The 19,867-nt window shown below is 53.5% G+C and carries 16 protein-coding genes; 10 read left to right on the top strand and 6 right to left on the bottom strand.

What is annotated here, in order from left to right:
- Window positions 1–63: 63 nt before the first annotated feature.
- Entirely contained in the window at window positions 64–1,362 is a 1,299-nt protein-coding gene (gene mtaB / locus P8N76_20545) for a tRNA (N(6)-L-threonylcarbamoyladenosine(37)-C(2))-methylthiotransferase MtaB (GenBank protein ID MDG2384074.1), read from the bottom strand.
- Window positions 1,363–1,578: 216 nt separating this feature from the next.
- Window positions 1,579–1,926, bottom strand: coding sequence for an ATP-dependent Clp protease adaptor ClpS (locus tag P8N76_20550; GenBank protein ID MDG2384075.1), 348 nt, complete (start codon window positions 1,924–1,926; stop codon window positions 1,579–1,581).
- Between the two features lie 186 nt (window positions 1,927–2,112).
- Between P8N76_20550 and P8N76_20555 the strand changes: the two genes are divergently transcribed.
- Together P8N76_20555 and serS are read left to right on the top strand one after the other, a co-directional pair.
- Complete coding sequence (locus tag P8N76_20555) at window positions 2,113–3,513, top strand: dipeptidase (GenBank protein ID MDG2384076.1); 1,401 nt, start codon at window positions 2,113–2,115, stop codon at window positions 3,511–3,513.
- Between the two features lie 7 nt (window positions 3,514–3,520).
- Window positions 3,521–4,801 (top strand): serine--tRNA ligase, encoded by a 1,281-nt coding sequence (gene serS, locus P8N76_20560; protein ID MDG2384077.1) that lies wholly within the window; start codon window positions 3,521–3,523, stop codon window positions 4,799–4,801.
- Between the two features lie 41 nt (window positions 4,802–4,842).
- Here serS and glmM read toward each other — a convergent pair whose 3' ends face one another.
- Both glmM and P8N76_20570 read right to left on the bottom strand, forming a co-directional pair.
- Window positions 4,843–6,186, bottom strand: a complete 1,344-nt coding sequence (gene glmM / locus P8N76_20565; GenBank protein MDG2384078.1) for a phosphoglucosamine mutase — start codon at window positions 6,184–6,186, stop codon at window positions 4,843–4,845.
- A gap of 144 nt (window positions 6,187–6,330) precedes the next feature.
- Window positions 6,331–6,477 carry a hypothetical protein gene (locus P8N76_20570; GenBank protein ID MDG2384079.1) on the bottom strand — a complete coding sequence of 49 codons (147 nt, stop codon included), beginning with the start codon at window positions 6,475–6,477 and terminating at the stop codon, window positions 6,331–6,333.
- A 137-nt stretch (window positions 6,478–6,614) separates the two neighbouring features.
- Here P8N76_20570 and P8N76_20575 point away from each other — a divergent pair, with 137 nt between their 5' ends.
- Both P8N76_20575 and P8N76_20580 read left to right on the top strand, forming a co-directional pair.
- On the top strand, window positions 6,615–8,444 hold the full coding sequence (locus P8N76_20575) for a phospho-sugar mutase (GenBank protein MDG2384080.1): 1,830 nt from the start codon (window positions 6,615–6,617) through the stop codon (window positions 8,442–8,444).
- 101 nt (window positions 8,445–8,545) lie between these two features.
- Window positions 8,546–9,895, top strand: coding sequence for an excinuclease ABC subunit UvrC (locus tag P8N76_20580; protein ID MDG2384081.1), 1,350 nt, complete (start codon window positions 8,546–8,548; stop codon window positions 9,893–9,895).
- 37 nt (window positions 9,896–9,932) lie between these two features.
- On the opposite strand, the gene glmS is transcribed toward P8N76_20580, so the two are convergent.
- Window positions 9,933–11,810, bottom strand: a complete 1,878-nt coding sequence (gene glmS / locus P8N76_20585) for a glutamine--fructose-6-phosphate transaminase (isomerizing) (GenBank protein MDG2384082.1) — start codon at window positions 11,808–11,810, stop codon at window positions 9,933–9,935.
- Between the two features lie 446 nt (window positions 11,811–12,256).
- Here glmS and kdsB point away from each other — a divergent pair, with 446 nt between their 5' ends.
- The 3 genes from kdsB (at window position 12,257) to P8N76_20600 (ending at window position 15,265) form a co-directional block, all read left to right on the top strand.
- A complete protein-coding gene (gene kdsB, locus P8N76_20590; protein MDG2384083.1) occupies window positions 12,257–13,048 on the top strand; it encodes a 3-deoxy-manno-octulosonate cytidylyltransferase in 792 nt (263 codons plus the stop codon).
- Window positions 13,049–13,199: 151 nt separating this feature from the next.
- Complete coding sequence (locus P8N76_20595; protein MDG2384084.1) at window positions 13,200–14,864, top strand: CTP synthase; 1,665 nt, start codon at window positions 13,200–13,202, stop codon at window positions 14,862–14,864.
- Window positions 14,861–15,265, top strand: coding sequence for a DUF1844 domain-containing protein (locus P8N76_20600; protein MDG2384085.1), 405 nt, complete (start codon window positions 14,861–14,863; stop codon window positions 15,263–15,265). Before P8N76_20595 ends, P8N76_20600 begins: the two co-directional genes overlap by 4 nt.
- Window positions 15,266–15,517: 252 nt before the next feature.
- Here the strand turns inward: P8N76_20600 and P8N76_20605 are convergent, their stop codons facing one another.
- Window positions 15,518–16,021 (bottom strand): division/cell wall cluster transcriptional repressor MraZ, encoded by a 504-nt coding sequence (locus P8N76_20605; protein ID MDG2384086.1) that lies wholly within the window; start codon window positions 16,019–16,021, stop codon window positions 15,518–15,520.
- 310 nt (window positions 16,022–16,331) lie between these two features.
- On the opposite strand from P8N76_20605, the gene P8N76_20610 reads away from it, so the two are divergent.
- The 3 genes from P8N76_20610 (at window position 16,332) to ahcY (ending at window position 19,802) form a co-directional block, all read left to right on the top strand.
- Entirely contained in the window at window positions 16,332–17,609 is a 1,278-nt protein-coding gene (locus P8N76_20610; GenBank protein ID MDG2384087.1) for a beta-ketoacyl-[acyl-carrier-protein] synthase family protein, read from the top strand.
- 107 nt (window positions 17,610–17,716) lie between these two features.
- On the top strand, window positions 17,717–18,379 hold the full coding sequence (locus P8N76_20615; protein ID MDG2384088.1) for a phosphoribosylanthranilate isomerase: 663 nt from the start codon (window positions 17,717–17,719) through the stop codon (window positions 18,377–18,379).
- A gap of 109 nt (window positions 18,380–18,488) precedes the next feature.
- Window positions 18,489–19,802: an adenosylhomocysteinase gene (gene ahcY, locus P8N76_20620; protein MDG2384089.1), complete on the top strand. Its 1,314-nt coding sequence runs from the start codon at window positions 18,489–18,491 to the stop codon at window positions 19,800–19,802.
- The last annotated feature ends 65 nt before the right edge of the window (window positions 19,803–19,867 follow it).

Raw genomic sequence — 19,867 nt, forward strand, 5'->3', positions numbered from 1 at the left:
CGGGAGGCGATCAGATGAAAGGTTCCACGGGCGGCGGAGTGTAGCAGGCGACCAATTCGGCAGCTAGACCGTTTTCCCGAGCGTTCCCAAGATGAATTCCTCACTGTTTGACATCGCAAACAGCTCAACTAATTCACCGAACTGGGGACGAGAGCCAACGTTTTCAAGTTGAACCGGCGCATATCGGCAGGAGGTACCGACAACCCGATCGCTGTGGCCGGGCAAACTGCCTTCGACCATCACTTGCAGTTTTTCACCGCAAAGAGTGGAAAAATATTGACTGCGAAGTTCCGCTTCAATGCGAGCCAGTTCGCGACCGCGAGCTGATTTGACAGCTTTTGGCAGTTGATCGGGCATCTCTGCTGCTGGCGTGCCGCGTCGCGGACTAAAGGGAAAAATGTGCACCTTGGAAAAGCCGACTTGCCGGACCAGTTCACACGTTTGCTCGAAATCCTCGTCTGTTTCTCCCGGAAATCCCACAATCACATCCGTCGTCAGTGCCGGTTTATGCAGTTTTTCACGTGCCAGCACACACCGATCGATAAATCGTTTTGTCCCCCAACGGCGTTTCATCGCTCGGAGAATACGGTCCGAACCGCTTTGCAGACAGACATGCAAATGGGGGCAAATACGATCTGAAAAATCCGACATTACTTCCAACAATTCTCGTGTCACTTCGGTCGCTTCGATGCTGGATAGCCGCACTCGAAAATCAGCGGGAAGTTCCATCAAACGACGAAGTAAAGTCGACAATCTCAACCAATCCTGCTTGGGCTTATTCCAATTCTGATCGACGCCGTAGTGCCCAAGATGAATGCCCGTCAACACGATCTCACGATATCCATTGTCAGCGAGTCGCCTTGCCTCATCGATAATTTCCTCTAGCGGCCGACTACTCATTTGCGGGCGCACTTTCGGAATGATGCAATAACTGCACCGCAACAAGCATCCATCTTGCACTTTGATGTAGGCCCGATGACGATCCCCAAACCGCGAGATCCCATTGGGAATATCAACCACTCCGAATCGCCCGAGCAGATCAGGCAGTTCCCTCTTGTCAGTAACTACCTCAACAACACCGGGGAGTTGGGCCAGTTCCTCCGGCGCTCGCGTGGCATAGCAACCCATGACGATCAGCCGAGCATCGGGATTTTGGCGAGCCATTTTACGAATGGCCTGCCGGCTTTTCGAATCGCCCTCGTTAGTCACCGTGCAAGTATTCACAACGCAAAGATCGGCAGCCTCATCTTGCTTTGCGTCACGAAAGGCGCCCGCATCAACGAGTCCTTGGCGGAGAAATTCGGTTTCGTACTGATTTACTTTGCAGCCCAGAGTCAGGGTACGAAGTCGGCTTCGGGTCATCGAGAGTGCCTTTGCAGCGGTGGGCGCATCACGATGCAGCTTGCAAGGCGACCGCAGGTCAAAGTATTGGTTACCATTTGATATCGATTGACAGGCGATCCACTGCGTTGGCTTGTAGCATGGACCGATTTCAAAAACAGATTGGCCACCCAACTGAAAGATCGGATCACAACCAAGCGGGCGTTTTGATTTTGACCCTCCTGGGCCAACGCTCGTTTAGACTTCCGGTTCAATTGTGGAGGACATTGAACCCTTACAACAGGCAATTCGATCATCCCGTCCAAAAGCGTGAATTTGATCCCGTTTCAGCTCAGCGTGTTCCATCGTTGTCGTTAGGCAGATGGTTCGACCAGCCGAGTCAACCTGAGAGGCCATTTCGTAACCCCGTTCGTAGGTATGACCGAACAGCTTCTGCATCATGCGAATGACATAATCGTAGGAATGGTCATCATCGTCCCACAGAATAACGTGATAGCGAGGTTGCTGCTTGGGTCGACGGTCCTGTCTTTCCTTTTCATCTTCAGCGATATCCTCTTTCGGTTGAACAACAGACACATCTGACATAACAATTCTCACCCAACTGGAAAAATCCGCGAAGCAAACCAACATCCGGGCCTCCCCCAGATGCTCGTTTTCAGTCCGATCATTATATTTGACGCGACCGGCGGGAAAAGTACTATTCCGGCTTTGATGCAACCGTCTTATGCTGTTTGGTTCCCATTAATCATTGCAATCCCGTGGAATACCGCAATGTCACAGATTGAAAACTACCTAGACGAGCAAAAGCAGCAGTTTGAAGACGATTTATGCGAGCTTTTGCGGATTCCAAGCGTGAGCACCGACGGCCAACACACGGCCGAAATCCAAGCCGCTGCTCAATATTTGCTGGCCCAATTCGAGCAAATCGGGCTCAAATCCGAATTAATTGAGACCTCCGGTAATCCGTTGGTTTACGCCGAATCCGAGCCCGTTCCCGGTCGGCCAACGGTCCTGGTTTACGGACATTACGATGTTCAACCCCCCGATCCGCTCGAGGAATGGGAAAGCCCTCCCTTCGAACCGACCCGGCGCGATGGCAATATTTATGCTCGGGGCGCCACCGATGATAAAGGTCAGCTCCTGACCCATGTCAAAAGCGCCGAAGCTTGGATGAAGACGGTGGGCAAGCTCCCAGTCCAGATCAAGTACCTGATCGAAGGCGAGGAAGAAGTTGGCAGCGAGGGACTCAACGAATTCATGCTGCGGCCAGAAACGGTCGCCAAGCTTGCCTGCGATGTTGTGGTCATCAGCGACACGAGTCAGTTCAGTCGAGGCCAACCGGCAATCACCTACGGACTGAAAGGTATCGCTTACTTCGAGCTAACGTTGCAGGGTCCCAAACAAGATTTGCATTCGGGAACATTTGGTGGTGCTGTCACCAACCCGGCCAACACGCTCTGCAAACTCCTTTCGTCATTGGTTGATGATCAAGGTCGAGTCCTCATTCCAGGATTTTACGATGATGTTGACCCAATGTCCGAACGCGAGCGAGAACAATTCTCGGCATTACCGTTCAACGAACATTCTTTCATGGAACAAATTGGCGTCTCTGGCTTAAGCGGCGAGGCGAGCTACTCAACGCTGGAGCGACGTTGGGCACGTCCGACCTTCGATGTCAACGGCCTCACGAGTGGTTACCAAGCCGAAGGCGCAAAAACCGTTCTGCCAGCAAAGGCTTCGGCCAAGTTCAGTTTCCGATTGGTACCTCATCAGGAAGCTGAGAAAATCGCGACAAGTCTGCGCGAACATCTCGCTGCCCTTTGCCCACCTGGTATCGAAATCGATCTTCACGAAATGCACCACGCGCCTGGGTTCGTCGTGTCTCTTGACAGTCCCTATATCGATGCGGCTGCCAAAGCTATTGAACAAGGCTTCGGACGCTCCCCCGTTTTCATCCGTGAGGGTGGATCCATTCCGATCGTCACTGAATTTTCAGAGAAGCTCGGAGTTGATACGCTTTTGCTCGGCTGGGGGCTCGATGACGATAATACTCACAGTCCCAATGAAAAATTCTCGCTTGCCGATTTCCACCGTGGCATTCGCAGCAGCGCCCACCTGTGGCATGAACTAGGCCGCATTGAAAAAGATTCCAAGCCATCGAAGACAAGTTAGGAAAAGCATGCTGGATCGAAAATTCATCGTCGAACACGCTGGGGCAGTCAAACAGAACTGCACGAATCGCGGTCTGCCCGCAGACGTTGATCGTTACGTCGAACTTGATCAGTTGTGTCGCGAACAGGCACAACGTGTACAAGATCTCAATCGGCAAGCCAACGAAGTGTCCAAGACGATTGGCAAAGCGAAAGACGCCGAGGAACGAGAAGCAAGAAAAAACGAAGGCCGACAACTTCGCGAACAAAAAGACAAAGCTCAATCCGAGCACGATGAACTGCTAAATCAACTCACTGAGATCCAGCGTGGCATTCCGAACATAGCCCACCCCGACGCCCCCATCGGCAAAGATGACAAGGCGAATCTTGAGGTCGCGCGAGGCGACCACGAACCCAAATCGTTCGACTTCAAGCCACTGGATCATGTCGATCTCGGAGAAAAACTCGACTTATTCGACTTCGAAGCTGGCGCGAAGACAACCGGGCATGGCTTTTATTTCCTGAAAAACGATGCGGTCCTGTTGGAATTGGCTTTGCAAAGATATGCCTTGGAAGTGTTGATGCAGGAAGGCTTCACTTTGCTCACAACTCCCGATCTGGCTCGCAATGAAATCCTCGAAGGCGTAGGCTTCAATCCACGCGGAACAGAAACTCAGATCTACAGTATCGTCGATACTGACCTGAGCCTCGTCGCCACCGCCGAAATCACTCTCGGTGGCTACCTGGCAGGTGAGACCCTCGAACTAGAACAACTGCCGCTGAAAATATGCGGAGTCAGCCACTGTTTTCGAACCGAGGCCGGCGCACACGGTCGAGCAACACGCGGTTTATATCGCGTCCACCAGTTCACAAAAGTCGAAATGTTCGCCTTTACAGCCCCTGACCAAAGCGAAGAGATGCTGCAACAAATTCGCGGTATCGAGTGCCAACTGTTCAACGGCTTGGGAATTCCGTTTCGCGTCGTCGATACGGCAACCGGTGATCTGGGATCACCGGCCTACCGCAAATTCGATCTTGAGGCCTGGATGCCCGGACGCGGCGAGAATGGCGAATATGGCGAAGTAACGAGCACATCAAACTGCACTGATTATCAGGCACGCCGATTAAACATTCGCTTCAAGACGAAAGGGGAAAAAGGAACTCGCTTTGTCCACACCTTGAATGGCACGGCGATCGCCATCAGCCGCGCCATGATCGCGATCATCGAAAACTACCAACAGGCAGACGGCACAATCGCCGTGCCTGATGTGCTTCGCCCGTTCATGGGAAAAGAGACCATTGGAAGTTGAGAGCGGTCTGAACAGTGGTTTCGCTCAATGGTTTCGCTCAATCAGTCCATCAGTTCGGCGGCTCGCTGACATAGCCGCTCGGCCTCATCGGCCGAAGGCGCTTCGGCGACCAGACGGACAATGGGTTCTGTATTGCTGGCCCGCACAAGCAGCCAGGCGGTGGGCCAATCGAGTCGAAGACCGTCAAGACGATCCGCTTTTGCATCAAAGAAACCACTTGCCAAACGATCAAAAGTGGTTGTCAATTGATCAGCAGCCACAGGCACTTTGGTTTTGTGTATCGCATACTGCGGCAACTCAGCGATCAACTCCGACAGCGTCGCCTCCCGCGCTGCCATTGCGTCCAAGACCAACGCCATACCCACAAAGCTATCGCGCACAAATCCCACGCGAGGATCGATCGGACCTCCATTCCCTTCCCCGCCAAATACAGCTTGATGCTGAATCATTAATTCTGTCACGTTTGCCTCGCCAACTTTCGATCGATAAAAGGGCACCCCGGCTTGCTCTGCCAAATCTTGGGACATCCGACTGGTCGAACAATTTGTGACAATCGGACCTTTGGCTTGCTCGAGCACGTGCCGAATTACCACTGCGAGTGTAAATTCTTCGCCTACATAATGCCCCGTGTCATCAATCAATGCGAGTCGATCCGCGTCGGGATCCTGGCAAAATCCGAGCTGCACGCCTGCTTCCCGCACCTGCTGAGACACGCCCGAGAGATTTGCTGCAGTCGGCTCGGGCGTGTGCGCAAATAGGCCGTCCGGCTTCGCTCCTAAGGCGACAACTTCACAACCAAGTTCCTCGAGAAGCTTTAACCCAAGTAAACTTCCGGCCCCATGATTCGAATCAAGTAGCACCTTAAACTTACAAGACCGGATACGGTCCACAGCAACCGTCTTGAGCACTCGACGACAATGTTCGCTGAGAGAATCTTTGAGTGTGCTGATTTCACCGAGCCGATCATGGCCCACCCATTCGGGAGAGGAACCTGCACGAAACCGATCGAGCACGGGCTGCCCTGCAGCAGCCGAAATAACGCGTCCCTCGCCACTAAATAATTTCAGCCCGTTGTATTCGGGCGGATTGTGACTGGCTGAAATCTGAATCGCACCGGCAGCTTTTAATTCCTGCACCAGGACGCCCGTCGTCGGTGTCGCGGCAACATCCGCATCAATGACGTCACGACCCACCGCACTGAGCGAGGAGCGCACCGCGTCGGCAATCATGCGTCCAGTCGCCCTTCCATCCCGCGTGATTACCAGTGGGCCTGGCGAAACCTGCCTGGCGAAAGCACAGACGTAGCGAGCCGCCACATCGGGCGTCAGCGTCGCGCCAATGACTCCACGTAATCCAGAAACGGAGATTATCGGTTCTTCGTTCATCAATCTCATCCTTTGCAAACAAGCCTTTAGACTTCCATCACTCGTTTGAAGCAGCAATCTTGATGAGAAATCGCAGCAAAACCATTGCCTTTTTTATTAATGAGCGAATTTAATCCCTCGACCGATCCGGCGGGCATTTCTCCCTCAGGAGTGGCGTCTGATCGCACCTACAACCGCCTCACTGTTGAAGTCGAGTGCGATCGCGCCAGAAGTCGTCGCACTCGCCTGACCGTGGCCTTTTCCAGGCGAAGCGATCCAACCCCATGAGAGAATGGCGCTGTTGTATCGCATGCGGCTCTCGTCGTAGAATTTGGGCGGCAACCCCCAACTCACAAGATTGAAGCACCCCAGAACGGCCCGTGTTCACTTAAGTTTGCCAAAAAGCTTTGAGATCGATTCCGCACATGTTCACTTGAGGAAAAGCAACGATGCCGGAAACTACGACCCGATTTGACGCGAAGCAAGCGCTCGTATCCGCCGAACAAGCAGTGGTCGATGGCAAGCTTTCAGCAGGAGCCATCACCAACATCAAACAGTGGCTTACGGAAGCCCGCTATGCCGAATACGCAGGTCAAGTTGCCGAGCAAATCGCGAACGAAGAATGGCAGGCCCTCGATGATGCCTTTTGGACCGTGATCCCGTTTGGAACAGGCGGACGCCGTGGTCGAATGAATCCTATTGGATCAAATGCAATCAATGACCGCACGATTGGAGAGAGCGCTCAGGGCTTGGCGGATTACGTCAAAGAACATGCTGACAATGCTTCACTCTCCTGCGCCATCGCCTTTGATACACGACACAATTCAAAACACTTTGCCCGACTTTGCTCAGAAATCATGGTCGCTGCCGGATTCAAAGTTTATCTGCTGGATGAAATCCGCAGCACACCTGAACTATCGTTTCTGGTTCGTTACAAGAAATGTTGTTGCGGAATCATGGTGACCGCCAGTCACAACCCACCAAGCGACAACGCGGTGAAGGTCTATTGGTCGACGGGCGGTCAAATCCTCCCCCCCCACGACAAAGGGGTGATTGATCGGGTGATGACCGTCGACGCAATCACAAGAGCCGATTTCGACCAGGCAATCAGCGATGGAAAAGTGATTCCCTGCAATGCTGAAGTCGACGCGGCATTTTTCGGTGAACTAAAAGCACAAGCATTTGCAGGCCCTCGCGACCTCAAGATCATCTATTCGCCCTTACACGGTGTCGGCTCCACTGCGGCCGTACCCGCCCTGAACAACGATGGGTTTACGGATGTCGAAGTGTTTGCCGATCACGCGGAACCCGATGGAGATTTCCCAAATGTCCCCAATCATGTTGCCAATCCGGAAAACGTCGCTGTTTTCGATCGAATTATCGAACGAGCCCAACAGGTAGGCGCCGACTTGATCCTCGCCTCAGACCCCGACTGCGATCGTCTGGGAGTTGCTGCTCCCGTTACGACCGACTCCGCCGGCGAATGGCGAACATTCAATGGCAACCAAATCGGCGCATTGCTCACTGACTATATTCTCGAACAGTCAAAAAACTCGGGTAACCTTTCCAACGAACATTACGTCGTCAAGACGCTGGTTACCACAGAAATGATACGGCGTATTGCGGATTCCTACGGTGCTAAAACATTCGGGGAACTGCTGGTTGGATTTAAATGGATTGGTGGCGTCATGGACGAACAAGGGGCAGACAAATTCCTGTTCGGTACGGAGGAATCACACGGCTACCTGGTCGGACAATACGCTCGTGACAAAGACGGTGCCGTAGCGGCGATGTTGATGGCCGAGTTAGCCGCCAACTGCAAAGCCAGTGGACAATCCCTGCATGAGAAACTGGAGGCCCTCTTTTGGCAGCACGGGTATCACGCTGAGCGTCTGATGACGCAACAGATGCCAGGTTCCGAAGGGATGACGCGGATGCAATCGCTAATGAACAAATTCCGCACGGATCCACCCAAGTCAATTGGTGGCATCGCTGTTGCCGCGGTACGAGATTACAAAGCCAACACCCGCACCCTAGTCGGTGATCCTCCTGAGGCTTTCGTAGGACCGACGGGCGACTTGATCATCTTAGATCTGGCAGAAACGGGCAATTACATCGCCGCGCGCCCCTCGGGAACCGAGCCCAAGGTGAAATTTTACATGTTCACTTACGTTGCACCCGAACAACTGGCTAGCCTTGAGTACAGTCAGCAAGAGATGAATGATCGACTCGACGCCTTCCAAAGCGACCTGACGGCATTTGCGGAAACGATCAAATAAAGCTCGCGGAACTGCCAATCACCTCATTCTATTGCCGGCGAAACCATCCTGCGCATGCCATGATTTGCCGTCCGAGACGAGACGACTACGATAAGAGTGCGATGGCCAACTCATCCCTGCCCGACGATCAAGCCCCCCAGTCCAGCTTTGCTGCGGCAGCGAAAAAGGTACGGAAATTTCCTCAGCTGCCCGGCGTCTACCTCATGAAAGATGCTTCGGGACGCGTGATCTACGTGGGCAAAGCGACGAATCTGCGATCACGAGCGGGAAGTTACTTTCTCAAACAAGCCGCTGAAGAACCGCGCACGGGCTATTGGGTGCGCGAGATCGCAGATGCCGATTACATCGAGTGTGAGAGCGAAGTCGACGCCCTGTTGGTCGAGTCTCGTCTGATCAAAGACGTGCAACCAAAATACAACAAAGAGCAAAAAGACGACAAAACATTTCCCTACCTGATGATTACAACTCATGAAGATTTCCCACGAGTCGAGGTCACACGAGAACCGAAATCCACCGCTGCAAAACTTTACGGTCCGTTTGCCAGCGCCGGCGCGTTGAGAGGTGCGATTCAGGTCTTGCAAAGAATCTTTAAATTCCGCACTTGCAGCCTCGACATCGAAGCCGAGGATGAACGCTGGAATTGGTTTCGCCCCTGCCTTTTGGCGAGCATTGATCAATGCACCGCACCTTGCAACCTCCGAATCAGCAAAGAAGATTACCGCCGAGACATCCGCCGCTTGCAATTATTCTTAGACGGCAAGAAAAGCCGTCTCTTAAAACAGATGCATGAAGAGATGAAAGCAGCGGCCAAACATCTTCAGTTTGAAAAAGCTGCAAGACTTCGTGATGAAATCCACATGCTGGAAACGCTAGATCAGCGAGGTGAATTAGACACCCATGCACAGCCGGAGGTGTTCTACATTGATCCAAAAAAAGGGCTCGCCGGCTTACGAAAGGTACTGAAGCTTCCCCAGACACCGCGAACCATCGAGGGCGTTGATATCGCTCACTTGGGCGGCCAAGAAACAGTCGCCAGCTTGGTCAAGTTCATTGACGGCCTACCGTTCAAACCGGGTTACCGCCGCTACAAGATTCGCGGTGTAACGGGAATCGACGACTACCGCAGCATTCATGAAGTGGTGGGGCGACGTTTCCAACGCCTGCATGACGAAGGAGAAGCGTTTCCTGATATCCTCTTGATCGACGGAGGCAAGGGCCAATTAAACGCGGCCATGTCAGCCTTCGAAGAACGACAAATCGAACCACCTGTGGTGATTTCGCTGGCGAAACGCGACGAGGAAATCTTCCAGCCCGGAAAGTCCGATCCTCTCCGTTTGAGCCGGCATGCATTCGCCTTGAGGCTCCTGCAGTATGTGCGTGACGAATCCCACCGATTTGCCCAACATTACCATCACTTGTTGCGAGGCAAAAAAATAACCGATCCGCAATAAGACGAATCGGTTAAAATGAATCGCGAATCAGCAAACGCTATTCGACGGTAACGCTCTTTGCCAGGTTTCGGGGCTTGTCGACATCACAGCCTCGCAGCAAAGCGATCTCGTAAGCCAGCAACTGCAACGGAACGATCGTGGCGATAGGCTGCAGGAAATCCTCCACGTCCGGCACTTCGATGACATCGTCCGCCAACTTCTCGACTTGTTTGTCTCCATGACCTGCAATCGCAATCACGGGTCCTCCCCGGGCTTTGATCTCTTCTAAATTCGCCATTACCTTTTCGTAGACCAATCCTTGAGGCATCACAAACACACTCGGGGTCGCTTCATCAACGAGTGCGATCGGACCGTGCTTCATCTCCGCCGCCGGATAACCCTCTGCGTGAATGTAGCTAATCTCCTTGAGCTTGAGTGCACCCTCCAAAGCCGTCGGGAAATTGTACTGACGTCCGAGGTAGAGGAAATTATCGCATTTATGATACTTCGCTGCGATTTCCTTGATGCGATCATGCGTTTCCAGAGTTTCTGCCACGCGATCAGGTAGCTCATGTAATGCGCGAATGATGCGGCGTCCCGCACCGTAGCTTAAATGTCGCAGTCGTCCGAAGTAGAGCGCCAACATGGTGAGCACAACCACTTGGGCCGTGTAAGCCTTGGTCGAGGCCACACCGACCTCGGGTCCGGCGTGTAAATAAATTCCTCCATCTGCCTCCTGTGCGATCGTGCTTCCAACCACATTGCAAATGGCCAAGGTGGGATGCCCTTTGCGCTTCATCTCGCGTTGAGCAGCAAGCGTATCTGCTGTCTCACCGCTCTGCGTAATCGAAAACAAGATCGTATCGCGGTCGACGGGCGGATTACGATAACGCAGCTCGCTGGCGTACTCGACTTCCACTGGTAAACGAGCAAATTCTTCCATCAAGTACTCGCCCACCAAGGCCGAATGCCAGCTGGTACCACAAGCAGTCAACAAGACTCGACTCACTTGCCTCAGCTGTTGTGGCTTCAAATTCAAACCACCAAATTTGGCCGTCGCATCGTCATCACAAAGCCGACCTCGCATCGCATCTTGCAACGACTGGGGTTGTTCATAGATTTCTTTGAGCATGAAGTGCGGACAATCTTCTTCCAACGTGACTGTCGAGCTGTCAATATCCAGCACACGAATATCATGCTTCACCTGGCCCTGATCTCGGTGGGCAACTCGAATACCTCCAGCTGTCACAACAGCCATCTGATGGTCCGCAAGGTAAACAATCCGATCCGTGTAGCCGGCAAGCGGGGAAGCATCACTGGCAATGAAATGCTCCTGATCACCGACACCAAGCACCAAAGGACTGCCAAGACGTGCGGCAATCAGAACGTCCGGGTAATCTCGGAACATCACAACCAAGCCATAAGTGCCACGCAATTCGGCGATCGCACGCTTCACGGCCTGCACCAACGGAGCGTAGGGATTGGCATCCACATCAAGCGGGCCGCCCAATTCCTGCTGTAAATAAAAGGCAACTAAATGGGCGATCACTTCGGTATCCGTCGCCGATTGGAAAAGAAAACCCTCCGACTCCAGCCGCCCTTTTATCTCCTGATAATTCTCGATGACTCCGTTGTGAACCACGACGACAGAATCCTCAAGTCCGCCCATGTGAGGATGTGCGTTCACCTGAGTCGGCGGACCATGCGTTGCCCAGCGAGTGTGGCCGATGCCGATGCTTCCCCCTGCAGGTCGCGACGCAAGTTCATCAGCTAGTGCTTGGATTCGACCAGCTGTCTTCCGAACATTGAAATTCGTCTCACCGTTCAACGTGGCGACGCCTGCACTGTCGTAACCACGATACTCAAGACGACGAAGTCCCTCGAGAAGGAATTCAGTCGCCGGACGCGTGCCAATGTAGCCGACAATACCGCACATATTTTCGTTATCTCCATTTGATGCTCATAACCGGCGTGCCTCATACCACCCGCAAGGCTGTCACCGTCCTGAACGGTGAAGAATTCTCGCTTAGGCACCTCCACGGGAATATACCTCAGGATTTCGCTATATCCACACTTCAGACAACCTATTCCACCTATCCACCGAATTATCCCGGGAGAAATTCGTAAAATTCGACCAAGTCAGCCCGCAACAGCAACCTGCCCCCCAACCGAGTGCAACGGTCAAGGGCCGACCAGTCGGAATCATGTTTCGATCGAACTTTGCGGCGGGCGGATGGTTTCAACGTTGACACACGTGGTGCCAATGACCAGCATTGGGAATCCAACGACAAGGGGGTCCTTATAACTAGGACGAGAAATGGCCCTAAATTGTTCAGTTGGAGATCAAGAGAGCGCGCAACACCACCATTGGAGGGGAATCGCATGGATGCGAGCGGCCGCGACCGAGAAACTGTGATTGTCATTCCGGCCCGCCTGAATTCCAGTCGACTGCCGCGCAAGCTGCTGCTTCGCGAAACGGGACAAACACTGCTTCAACACACCTATGAGGCCGCCCGAAGGGCCAATTTGGCCTCGGACGTGATTGTGGCGACAGACCACCCTGAAATCTCCACGGTTGTCCGCCATTTCGGTGGGACAGCAAGAATGACAGATCCCGAGGCGACAAGCGGAACCGACCGCGTTGCCGAAGTCGCTCGGCAGCTACCGGAAGCGAAGATCATCGTCAACGTTCAGGGTGACGAGCCGGAACTTGCCGGAGCGTCAATTGATCTTTCGATCCAGTTGCTGCATGCGTCTCCTGGAGCCGTGATGTCCACCTTGGCCACCCCGATTCGATCACGCGAGCAGCTCGAAGACCCGGCATGCGTGAAGGTCGTCTTCGATCAACAGGGTCGGGCGCTCTACTTCAGTCGCAGTCCAATTCCCTTTGTAAGAGACTGGGACGAGACCTACCTGACCGCCGAGAAACCATTTTTTTTCCAGCACATCGGCCTCTACGCCTATCGCCGAGATTTTCTACTCCAACTTGCTGAGTTGGCTCCGTCTCGCTTGGAAATCCTCGAAAAACTCGAACAGCTTCGAGTTTTGAATGCGGGCCACACGATCACGGTCGGGGTCGTCGAAGAGTCCTCGATCGGGATCGATACACCTGCCGATTACCGGGCCTTTGTTCGGCGTCACGGGCAGCGTACAATGCCCTCCAGGGTGGCATGAGCCGCGAAGTTGATTGTCGGTCTTGGCGACCGACTCACAATTCTTGCCCATATCTGATCGATTGTCGGCTAGATTGAGACGAGTCTGCCAAGCTCAGGCTGACCAGACTTGTCTCAATGTCTGGTCCAATTTGTGTATGGAGCCGACTAAGATGACTAAGCATATTTTCGTGACCGGTGGCGTCGTAAGTTCTTTAGGCAAAGGACTAACCAGCGCTTCGATCGGTATGTTGCTCGAAAGACGCGGACTTCGCGTGCGGATGCAAAAACTTGATCCGTACATCAACGTCGATCCGGGAACGATGAGCCCCTATCAACACGGCGAAGTCTATGTCTTGGATGACGGCAGTGAAACGGATTTAGATCTCGGACACTACGAGCGATTCACAGACAGTCCGCTGACCCGGGACAGCAACTACACAACGGGACAAATCTATCAGTCCGTGATCGAGAAGGAGCGGCGTGGAGAATTCCTAGGCAAGACGGTCCAGGTGATTCCACACATCACCGACGAGATCAAAAGCGTGATTCACAAACTGGCCAGCCCCGACGTGGACGTGGTCATTTCCGAGATCGGCGGAACGGTAGGCGATATCGAAAGCCTGCCGTTTATGGAGGCGATTCGACAATTCTCCCAAGACATCGGCAAAGAGAACTGTCTTTACATCCATCTGACCCTGGTCCCCTATCTGAAGGCAGCCGCAGAGCTAAAAACCAAACCGACCCAACATTCAGTCGGACTTTTACGTCAGATCGGTATCCAACCTGACATTTTAATCTGCCGGACAGAACGCTCGATCAGCCAAGACGATCGGCAAAAAATCGCCCTATTCTGCAACGTTCCTCTCGAGGCCGTCATCGAGGAACGTGATAAAGATTTCTCGATTTACGAGGTGCCGCTCAGCCTTGTCAATAACAGCCTTGATGAGTTGATCGTGCATCGGATTGGCTTACGTTCCGATAAGCCGAACCTATCGAAGTGGCACGATCTGCTGCATCGGCTTCGAAATCCTTTGCATGAAATCAGCATCGCCGTCGTCGGCAAATATGCCGAGCACAAAGATGCTTACAAATCGATTTACGAAGCGATCGATCACGCAGGCATTCACCACAAAGCTCAAATCCGTGTGGGCCGCATTCAGAGCGAAGAGATTGAACGCGAAGGTCCCGAAAGGATCTTAGCAGGGTATGACGGCATCCTGGTACCAGGTGGTTTCGGCGAACGCGGGATTGAAGGAAAAGTCGATGCAATTCGATTCGCCAGAGAGCGAAAGATCCCCTTTTTAGGCATTTGCTTAGGCATGCAGTGCGCGGTGATCGAATTCGCCCGCAACGTCGTTCAGCTCAACAACGCCCATTCCACAGAATTCAGCAAAGACACCGAACACCCTGTCATCTGCTTGCTCGACGACCAAAAAAACATCGTCGAAAAGGGCGGCACCATGCGGCTTGGCTCTCAACCGGCTGTCCTCAACGAAAACTCAAAAGCGGCACAGAGCTACGATAAAACAGAAGTCGACGAACGGCACCGACATCGCTACGAATTTAACAACTCCTACCGCCAGCAGTTTCAGGCGCACGGCATGCAGTTTTCTGGCACAAATCCGGATGATTCACTCGTTGAAATCGTCGAAATCGAAGAACACCCGTGGTTTTTGGCGGTTCAATTCCATCCCGAGTTCAAATCCCAGCCGACAAAAGCACACCCCTTGTTCGCAGCCTTTGTCGACGCTGCCGTCCAGCGGCATGCAACACGCCGCACCGATCGAAACCAGCCCAATCCAATCCAAGAATCCCATCCGGAACCCAAATCATGAGCGAGAATCCCCAGGAAGAAAGCAAAAAGATCATTATCGACGAAGACTGGAAATCCCAGGTCGAACGGGAACGGGAAGAGATCAACTTAAAAGAGGAAGGAGGAGACGAAGAACCCGCAATTGATCCGCAAACAGGTATCCCCCCAGCATCCTTTCTAATGCTCGCAACAACGCTGGCGACACAGGCGATGGCGTCACTTGGCCAGATCCCCGACCCCATCGAGCAAAAACCGATCGTCAATCTTGAACTCGCGAAACACTACATCGATACGCTTGCCGTGTTGGAGGAAAAAACCAAGGGAAATCTCTCAGAAGAAGAATCCGAGATGCTTTCGACCGTGCTTTATCAATTGCGATCGGTCTTTATCGCCTTGGAAAACCAATCAACCCCGGAAGCCTAAGCTGCGACCGGCTCTTCGCCCAGTTGCAGTCTGCCCAGTTGCAGTCTGCCCAGTTGAGACCAATGGGCGGAAAGATATCGGCCAACCGGTGGCAGCAGCCTGGGAGCGCCCGACGCGAATGGAAAAGGGCTTCCGTGCCGTGTTGCCCCATTCCTTGGTGACTTACATCTCCCCACAACGGTTACACGGGTAACGGGGAAACAAATACGATTGTTCGCGTCGGACACACCCTCGCTGCCGCCAAGATAGGTCCTACCGACTCAACTCATCCAGGATTTCGCCAAAACGTGGAATTTCGCTGTTGAGACAAGCAACCCACGCCTTCACCTCCCAGATTTCAATACAAATCGCTGCTCCAATCACGAGCACGTCTTGCCCGGCCTCGCCCCCTAAAAAATCCCGAAATCCTTCTGGGATCAAGAGTCGCCCTCGGCCAGCCAGTTGCACCGAGCGATGTCGAGTTGAGAGCAAGCGTCCCAGGGCCTGAACATCATTTATCCGATCGGATAAGCGTCCGGCTGCCCATTTGCTCTCAATCACTCTGACTCCACTCTCCAGGTTGGCCTGCCAATCCGCATTTCGCCACAGACTGAGGCAACCGGGCTGCTGCTTGACGAGCACACAATCCTGCTTTTCACCCTCGCTCCTCTCACCCTCCCATAACTCCAACAACTCACCAGGAATCGACAGCCGGTACCTTTCGTCAACTGTGCGACGAAATTCCCCCAAAATCAGCTTTGCAGATCGATTTTGCACGCGTGATCAGGTCATCCAATCGGTATGCCAGCTGACTCCGCAACCGACACACAACCTCATAATGGGCTGATTCCCCCGTGAATCGCAGGTTCCACATCTAAAATGGGCACAAAACCCACTGCCACGAGTTTAGCGGCGACCAACACCGCCGCAAGTGTGCTGGCATCAAAAATTTCCGGCCTGCGCGGCAGAAGTGAAAGAATCCCAGGAAACCAAGCTGGAATCATTAAAGGATTTCGAGTAATAATTTGCGGAATCGACAGGACGTCGCGATGCCAAATTCGGCATGAACCTCCATGGATGGTGGTAGATGCTGCAGATCAATGTTCCAACCCGAAGCAGTCAAGACGAACCGGTTGTCATCACCGGGATCGGGATGATTACGTCTGTGGGACGTGATCGCGAGAGCAGTTGGCAGGCGATTCGTTCCGGCACGAGCGGCGTTCGACGCCTGATCAACGAACCGGAAATTCCAGAGCAATTACAGATTGGTGCCGTCGTGAACGACGTGCCAGGGTTGCCAAAACAGCTCAAGGTGATTCGACTGGCAAACATCGCCGCGGATGAGGCGTTTCAGGACGCGAGTCTGGATCTCAAAAACGTCGACGGCAGTCGTTTTGGCTGTGCAATCAGCGGCCATATGGGCGACTGGCGATGGCTACGACAGAACCACGGTTACGAACCGGCCGACTCCCCCGGCGATGTGTCAAACTGGGACCAATGGTTTCCCAACAGTGGATGTTGGAACATTGCTCATCGTTTTGGTCTGAATGGTCCACGAATCTGCCATTCGACGGCCTGCGCTAGTGGACTCATCGATATCATGAGTGCCGTTCGATCGATCCGCGACAATCAATGCGACCTCGCACTCGCCGGTTCAGCCGAGGCGATCGATCCCCTCTTTGCCGCCGGTTTCCAACGCATGCGGGTACTGGCCGATGCGGAAAATCCCCGGGAGGCTTGCCGGCCATTCGACCGATCCAGAACCGGTTTTGTGATGGGCGAAGGCGCGGCCATGTTTGTGATCGAACGACTCTCCCACGCAACGGCTCGCGGTGCTCATATTTATGCCGAAATCGCCGGCGGAAGAATGATGGCAGATGCCCACCATGTCACCGGTTTGGACATGGAAAGCGAATCGCTCACGCGTTTAATTCGCGATACACTCAAACGGGCTAAGATGGAGCCTTCTGACATCGGATACGTCAACGCACACGGAACAGGGACAACGCAAAACGACATCATGGAAACGCGCGGGATTCGCCGCGCCCTCGGCAACCACGCTGATGAGGTTTGTGTCAGTGCGCTCAAGTCGATGCTTGGCCACCTCGTCAATGCATCCGGCAGCGTCGAATTAGCACTCACCACGCTAGCACTTCGAGATGGTTTTGTACCTCCAACGTTAAATTTGACCGACCCAGACCCAGAATGCGATCTGGATTGCATTCCGCTGGTCGGGCAAGATCGACCGATTCAAAACGCCTTAAAACTGGCGCTCGCATTCGGCGGACATCTCGTGGCTGTCGCTCTCAGACGTTGGAGCGATGCAGAATCAGGTGTCGGCGAACCGTTGCGACGGGCCGCCTAGATTTCCTGCCGAACTACTGGAAAATTCGCTGCTGAATCGGCTAGCACCGTTCTCTCGCGGCGAAATACGGGTGTGATCGCGACTCCGCGAACGACTACAATTCAGACATGCCTGAACTGTTCCACATCAAGATCTGCGGAATCACCTCACCCGCTGATGCGAAAGTCGTCGTTGATTCTGGCGCAGACGCCGTTGGAATTAATTTTTTTGAGGGGAGCAAACGTTTTGTCGAACCGGCAATCGCAAAACAGATCACAGCAAACATCCCCAGTTCAGTTGCGAAAGTCGGCGTCTTCGTGAACGGGGAAGTCGATTGGATCGAAACGGTCGCTCAAGCGGTAGGACTCGATTGGATTCAGCTGCACGGCGACGAATCGCCCGAACTCGTCTCCCGCCTGCAAAAACGCCCTCTGCTGAAAGCGTTTCGTTTAACTCAAGCCGGTTTGCAGCCCGTTGCCCAGTTCCTAGCTGACTGCGAGCAGCTGGGCCGCCCAGTCGACGCCCTGCTGCTCGACGCATTTCATCCGACTGAATTTGGCGGAACAGGCCGCACGATCGATTGGCAAACACTCGCCGCGGAAACCGCTCTCATGGGTGGTTACCAATGGGCCCTTGCGGGTGGACTCACACCGGTAAATGTGGCCAACGCAATTGCTCAAGCCCGTCCTCACGCCGTCGACACAGCGAGTGGGGTGGAGTCCAGCCCGGGCAAAAAGGATTCCGCCCTCACGCGCAGCTTCGTTGAGCAAGCGCGAGGAGCGCTCGAGTGACTTGCGTAAAGACGTGTCAGGCCTATGATTACTTAAGATATTCCCTTTTTAAGGGGCAATTTAATGCCCGTCTGACGAATCGCCCAGTTTTCTGATGCAGGAGATCATCGTGACCCAGCTTGAAGCTCGTGAAACCTTTAAGGTCAAAGACATTTCGCTCGCCGACTTTGGTCGTCGTGAAATCATGTTGGCAGAGAACGAAATGCCGGGTTTGATGGCAATCCGCAGCAAATACGGCACGCAACAACCACTCAAGGGCGCCCGTATCGCTGGATGCTTGCACATGACGATTCAAACCGCCGTCTTGATTGAAACGTTGACGGAACTGGGAGCCGAGGTTCAGTGGAGCAGTTGCAACAAATTCTCCACCCAGGACCATGCGGCTTCCGCGATCGCTCACACCGGAGTTCCGGTCTACGCTTGGAAGGGTGAGACGGACGAAGAATACGACTGGTGCGTTGACCAGACGATCTACTTCGAAGACGGCCAACCCCTGAACATGATCCTCGACGATGGCGGTGACCTGACTGCTCTGGTCCACAAGAAGTATCCGGAATTGTTGAAAGACGTGCGGGGACTTTCAGAAGAAACAACAACCGGTATCAAAGAGCTGCGAAAGATGGTCGAAAAAGGGGAGTTAAAAGTCCCAGCCATCAATGTCAACGACGCGGTCACCAAGGCCAAGTTCGACAATCTGTACGGCTGCCGCGAGTCATTGGTGGATGGAATCAAGCGAGCCACGGATGTGATGGTCGCCGGCAAAGTAGCCGTTGTGGCTGGGTATGGAGACGTCGGAAAGGGTTGTGCCCATTCGCTGCAGCGGTACGGCGCTCGCGTCATCATCACCGAGATCGATCCCATCAATGCGTTGCAAGCGGTGATGGAGGGTTTCCAAGTCACGACCATGGAAGAAGCGGCTTCGATCGGCAACATCTTTGTTACGACAACAGGCAATCGAGACATTATCTCGGGCGAGCACATGAAGGTGATGCCCAACGACGCGATCGTCTGCAACATTGGACACTTCGATTTAGAAATCGACATGGCTTGGCTAGACTCGCAAAGCGATGTATCCCGGCTAAACATCAAGCCACTCGTTGACCGCTACACGTTCGCTGACGGACACTCGATCATCGTCTTAGCTGAGGGTCGACTGGTGAACCTCGGCTGTGCGACGGGCCATCCCTCGTTCGTCATGTCAAATTCGTTCAGTAACCAGGTTTTGGCCCAAATCGCGCTCTGGACCGATCCGGATCAATTTGAAGTTGGCGTGCACGTCCTTCCTAAGAAGCTCGATGAAGAGGTTGCTCGGCTACACCTCGACCAACTCGGAGTCAAGCTCACGAAATTGTCCGAAAGCCAAGCGGATTATATTGGCGTTCCCGCAAACGGTCCGTTCAAGCCGGACTACTATCGCTACTAAATCGGGTTAAACGGCAAGACTCATTGACAGTTGAGAGGGGCTCCGGCATAACAACCGGAGCCCTT

The organism is Pirellulaceae bacterium (genome assembly GCA_029243025.1).
GTDB lineage: Bacteria > Planctomycetota > Planctomycetia > Pirellulales > Pirellulaceae.